Annotated in this window: 5 protein-coding genes and 1 riboswitch; of the genes, 4 read left to right on the top strand and 1 reads right to left on the bottom strand. The window is 71.4% G+C overall.

Annotated elements, in window-relative coordinates:
* Window positions 1-458 (bottom strand): AAA family ATPase (locus tag B7P34_RS34920; RefSeq protein WP_146167021.1); only part of this gene is annotated, 458 nt, incomplete at its 3' end.
* 164 nt (window positions 459-622) lie between these two features.
* A riboswitch (glycine riboswitch) is annotated at window positions 623-730 on the top strand.
* A 149-nt stretch (window positions 731-879) separates the two neighbouring features.
* Here B7P34_RS34920 and gcvT point away from each other — a divergent pair.
* From gcvT to B7P34_RS34900, 4 genes are all read left to right on the top strand, one after another.
* On the top strand, window positions 880-1995 hold the full coding sequence (gcvT, locus tag B7P34_RS34915) for a glycine cleavage system aminomethyltransferase GcvT (protein ID WP_106682155.1): 1116 nt from the start codon (window positions 880-882) through the stop codon (window positions 1993-1995).
* Between the two features lie 98 nt (window positions 1996-2093).
* On the top strand, window positions 2094-2471 hold the full coding sequence (gcvH, locus tag B7P34_RS34910; protein ID WP_106682154.1) for a glycine cleavage system protein GcvH: 378 nt from the start codon (window positions 2094-2096) through the stop codon (window positions 2469-2471).
* Window positions 2472-2514: 43 nt separating this feature from the next.
* Window positions 2515-3777, top strand: a complete 1263-nt coding sequence (glyA, locus tag B7P34_RS34905; protein ID WP_106682153.1) for a serine hydroxymethyltransferase — start codon at window positions 2515-2517, stop codon at window positions 3775-3777.
* A 172-nt stretch (window positions 3778-3949) separates the two neighbouring features.
* Window positions 3950-5332: an L-serine ammonia-lyase gene (locus B7P34_RS34900; RefSeq protein ID WP_106682152.1), complete on the top strand. Its 1383-nt coding sequence runs from the start codon at window positions 3950-3952 to the stop codon at window positions 5330-5332.
* The last annotated feature ends 64 nt before the right edge of the window (window positions 5333-5396 follow it).

Raw genomic sequence — 5396 nt, 5'->3', positions numbered from 1 at the left:
AGCAGGAGGTGGGCCGCGGCGCCCCGGCGGCGGGCGTCGCGCGCGACCCAGCGGCGCACCCATCCCCGCTGCCCGCAGTCGTGCACGACGACGCTCGCGCCGGACCGCAGGGCCCGCCGCAGCGCCGCGTAGTGGGCGAGCCGGGCCAACGGCCGGTACGCGGCGTAGGGGAGCCGGGAAGGAGCGCGCCGCTCCAGCCGCTCCCGGGCGTCCTGGGAGTCGACGCACCAGACGATGCCGTCCCGTGCGTCGAGCGCGGCCACCGCGCGCCGGATGAGCGTGGACTTCCCGCTGCCGGGCAGCCCGGAGACGATCAGCAGGTCGCCCACGGGGAAGCGCAGCTCCCCGCGGCCCGCTCCGCCGCGCAGGTCCAGCACCCCGGCCCGGGGCCGCGCCGCCCGGCCGCCCTCCGCCACGGCGCCGGCCGCGGCCGTGCTCACTGTCGGTGCTGTTCCCATCGGCTCTGCCTCTCCCCCGGCCCGGTCACTGCCCGTCACCAGCCCCTACCCACGGAACGTAAAGGCAAGGTAATCGAATTCGAGGGCCGCCAGGCAGTCCGTATCGCGTCCGCACGTGCAATGATGTGCGCGCCAACTGCGTATCCAACTGCATACCGGCCGCTCGAATCCGCGCGGGAGAGTCCCAGGCCGCACACCACGCCGTGTGCGCTGGGCGCCGAAGGAGCAAGTTCCTCCCTTGAATCTCTCAGGCCCCGTACCGCGCGGACGAGGCAGATCTGAAAAGCGGGCCGCACCGCGTGCGGCCCCACCCAAGGTGCAAGCCGGGCTCCCGCGTGTCGCGGCGGCTTCCGGTGAACCTCTCAGGTTCCGATGACAGATGGGGAGGACGTCCTCACTGCCATGTCCGGGAGCCCACACCATGACCGAAACCCCTCGCCGCACAGCCCTCGACGCCCTGCACCGCGAGCTCGGCGCGACCATGACCGACTTCGCCGGCTGGGACATGCCGCTGCGCTACGGCAGCGAGCGCGAGGAGCACGTCGCGGTCCGCACCCGCGCGGGCCTCTTCGACCTCTCGCACATGGGCGAGATCACCGTGACCGGCCCGCAGGCCGCCGCCCTGCTCGACTACGCCCTGGTGGGCAACATAGGGAGCGTCGCCACCGGCCGCGCCCGCTACACGATGATCTGCCGTGAGGACGGCGGCATCCTCGACGACCTGATCGTCTACCGCCTCGCCGACACCGAGTACATGGTCGTCGCCAACGCCTCCAACGCGCAGACCGTGCTCGACGCGCTGACCGAGCGCGCCGCCGGCTTCGACGCGGAGGTCCGCGACGACCGCGACGCGTACGCGCTGCTCGCCGTCCAGGGCCCCGAGTCCCCGGGCATCCTGAAGTCGCTGACCGACGCCGACCTGGACGGCCTGAAGTACTACGCGGGCCTGCCGGGCACCGTCGCGGGCGTGCCGGCCCTCATCGCCCGCACGGGCTACACGGGCGAGGACGGCTTCGAGCTGTTCGTCGCCCCCGGCGACGCCGAGAAGCTGTGGAAGGCCCTCACGGAGGCGGGCGCGGACGCCGGCCTCGTGCCGTGCGGCCTCTCCTGCCGCGACACGCTGCGCCTGGAGGCGGGCATGCCGCTGTACGGCCACGAGCTGACGACCTCGACCACCCCGTTCGACGCGGGCCTGGGGCGGGTCGTGAAGTTCGAGAAGGAGGGCGACTTCGTCGGCCGCGCGGCGCTGCAGGCGGCCGCGGAGCGCGCCGAGGCGCAGCCGCCGCGCAAGCTCGTCGGCCTGATCGCCGAGGGCCGCCGCGTGCCGCGCGCCGGCTTCGCGGTGGTGGCCGGCGGCGAGGTCGTCGGCGAGGTCACCTCCGGCGCCCCCTCCCCCACGCTCGGCAAGCCGATCGCGATCGCGTACGTGGACGCGGCGCACGCCGCGCCCGGCACGGCGGGCGTGGGCGTGGACATCCGCGGCAGCCACGAGCCGTACGAGGTCGTCGCCCTGCCCTTCTACAAGCGGCAGCGCTGACCGCCCGGAGATCTCCCGTAGATCATCCGGACCCTCTCCTTTCTCACCTGTCAAGACCCGTTGCACAAGCACTCACGCGCATCCAGGAGAATCTAGCCATGAGCAACCCCCAGCAGCTGCGCTACAGCAAGGAGCACGAGTGGCTGTCGGCCGCCGACGCGGACGGCGTGGCCACGGTCGGCATCACCGAGTTCGCCGCGAACGCGCTCGGTGACGTCGTCTTCGCCCAGCTCCCGGCCGTCGGTGACACGGTCACCGCGGGCGAGACCTGCGGCGAGCTGGAGTCGACCAAGTCGGTCAGCGACCTGTACTCCCCGGTGACCGGCGAGGTCACCGCGGCCAACCAGGACGTCGTGGACGACCCCTCGCTGGTGAACACCGCCCCGTTCGAGGGCGGCTGGCTGTTCAAGGTGAAGATCACGGACGAGCCGGCGGACCTCCTCTCCGCCGCCGAGTACGACGACTTCGCCGGCTGACCTCGCCCTCACCTCCTCCGCCCAGGAAGTCCAGGAAGAACTCATGTCGCTTCTGAACAGCTCCCTCCATGAGCTCGACCCCGACGTCGCCGCCGCTGTCGACGCCGAACTCCACCGCCAGCAGTCCACCCTCGAAATGATCGCCTCGGAGAACTTCGCTCCGGTCGCGGTCATGGAGGCCCAGGGCTCGGTCCTCACCAACAAGTACGCCGAGGGCTACCCCGGCCGCCGTTACTACGGTGGCTGCGAGCACGTCGATGTCGTCGAGCAGATCGCCATCGACCGGATCAAGGCGCTCTTCGGCGCCGAGCACGCGAACGTCCAGCCGCACTCCGGTGCGCAGGCCAACGCCGCCGCGATGTTCGCGCTGCTCAAGCCGGGCGACACCATCCTGGGTCTGAACCTCGCCCACGGCGGGCACCTGACCCACGGCATGAAGATCAACTTCTCCGGCAAGCTCTACAACGTGGTCGCCTACCACGTCGACGAGCAGACCAACCTGGTCGACATGGAGGAGGTCGAGCGCCTCGCCAAGGAGCACCGCCCGAAGCTGATCGTCGCCGGCTGGTCCGCGTACCCGCGCCAGCTGGACTTCGCGGCCTTCCGCCGGATCGCCGACGAGGTCGGCGCGTACCTGATGGTCGACATGGCCCACTTCGCGGGCCTCGTCGCCGCCGGGCTGCACCCCTCCCCGGTGCCGCACGCGCACGTCGTGACGACCACCACGCACAAGACCCTCGGCGGTCCGCGCGGTGGTGTGATCCTCTCCACGGCCGAGCTGGCCAAGAAGATCAACTCTGCCGTCTTCCCCGGTCAGCAGGGTGGTCCGCTGGAGCACGTGATCGCCGCGAAGGCCGTCTCCTTCAAGGTCGCGGCCAGCGAGGAGTTCAAGGAGCGCCAGCAGCGTACGCTGGAGGGCGCGAAGATCCTGGCCGAGCGCCTGGTGCAGCCGGACGTCGCCGAGGTGGGCGTCTCCGTCCTCTCCGGCGGCACGGACGTGCACCTGGTGCTGGTGGACCTGCGCAACTCCGAGCTGGACGGCCAGCAGGCCGAGGACCGCCTCCACGAGGTCGGGATCACGGTCAACCGGAACGCCATCCCGAACGACCCGCGGCCCCCGATGGTCACCTCGGGCCTGCGGATCGGCACGCCGGCGCTGGCCACCCGCGGCTTCCAGGCGGAGGACTTCCGTGAGGTTGCCGACATCATCGCCGAGGCGCTGAAGCCGTCCTACGACGCGGAGGCCCTGCGCGGCCGCGTCACGGCCCTGGCCGACAAGCACCCGCTGTACCCCGGCCTGAAGTAACACATCAGCATCCGATTCACCCGCTTGTACGGGGCACCGGGCACACTGAAGAGTGAGCGCCCGGTGCCCCGCACCACGCGCCCCCCGTACCACCCAACGGGTGCGCCCCCATCTCCGGGCGCGCCTACGGCACCGCCTCGTACCACCTCCAAGCAGACAGGGAGCAGCCACCGTGGCCATCTCCGTTTTCGATCTCTTCTCGATCGGCATAGGCCCGTCCAGCTCCCACACGGTCGGCCCCATGCGGGCCGCGCTGATGTTCACGCGGCGGCTGAAGAACGAGGGCCTGCTGGCCCACACCGCCTCCGTCCGCGCCGAGCTCTTCGGCTCCCTCGGCGCCACCGGCCACGGCCACGGCACGCCGAAGGCCGTCCTGCTGGGCCTGGAGGGCTACTCCCCGCGCACGGTGGACGTCGAGCTGGCGGACACCGAGGTCGAGCGGATCCGCGAGACGAAGCGGCTGCGGCTGCTCGGCGCGGAGATCGGCAGCACCCATGAGATCGACTTCGACGAGTCGGCCCAGCTGATCCTGCACCGCCGCCGCTCCCTGCCGTACCACGCCAACGGCATGACCCTCTTCGCCTACGACGAGGCCGGCGCCCCCCTGCTGGAGAAGACCTACTACTCGGTCGGCGGCGGCTTCGTCGTGGACGAGGACGCGGTCGGCGAGGACCGCATCAAGCTCGACGACACCGTGCTGAAGTTCCCCTTCCGCACCGGTGACGAGCTGCTGCGCATGTCCCGCGAATCCGGCCTGTCGATCTCCGCGATGATGATGGAGAACGAGAAGGCCTGGCGCACGGAGACGGAGATCCGCGAGGGCCTCCTGGAGATCTGGCGCGTGATGCAGGCGTGCGTGTCGCGCGGCATGTCCCGCGAGGGCATCCTGCCGGGCGGCCTGAAGGTCCGCCGCCGCGCCGCGAACACCGCCCGCCAGCTGCGCGCCGAGGGCGACCCGCAGGCCCGCGCCATGGAGTGGATCACGATCTACGCCATGGCCGTCAACGAGGAGAACGCCGCGGGCGGCCGCGTCGTGACCGCTCCCACCAACGGCGCCGCGGGCATCATCCCGGCCGTCCTGCACTACTACATGAACTTCGTGCCGGGCGCCGACGAGGACGGCATCGTCCGCTTCCTGCTCGCCGCGGGCGCGATCGGCCTGCTCTTCAAGGAGAACGCCTCGATCTCCGGCGCCGAGGTCGGCTGCCAGGGCGAGGTGGGCTCCGCCTGCTCCATGGCCTCCGGCGGCCTCGCCGAGGTCCTCGGCGGCTCCCCCGAGCAGGTGGAGAACGCCGCGGAGATCGGCATGGAGCACAACCTGGGCCTGACCTGCGACCCGGTCGGCGGCCTGGTCCAGATCCCGTGCATCGAGCGCAACGGCATGGCCGCCGCGAAGGCGGTCACCGCGGCCCGCATGGCCCTGCGCGGCGACGGCCGGCACCACGTCTCCCTCGACAAGGTCATCAAGACCATGAAGGAGACGGGCGCGGACATGAGCGTCAAGTACAAGGAGACGGCGCGCGGCGGGCTCGCCGTGAACATCATCGAGTGCTGACGCACCGCTGAACCGCGAGAGGCGCCCTGCCCGGCAGCTGCCGGGCAGGGCGCCTCTCGCGTGC

This window comes from Streptosporangium nondiastaticum (assembly GCF_003011965.1).
GTDB classification, from domain to species: Bacteria; Actinomycetota; Actinomycetes; order Streptomycetales; family Streptomycetaceae; genus Streptomyces; species Streptomyces nondiastaticus.
The sequence above is the reverse complement of the archived record's forward strand: the minus strand, read 5'-3'. Positions and strand labels throughout refer to the sequence as shown.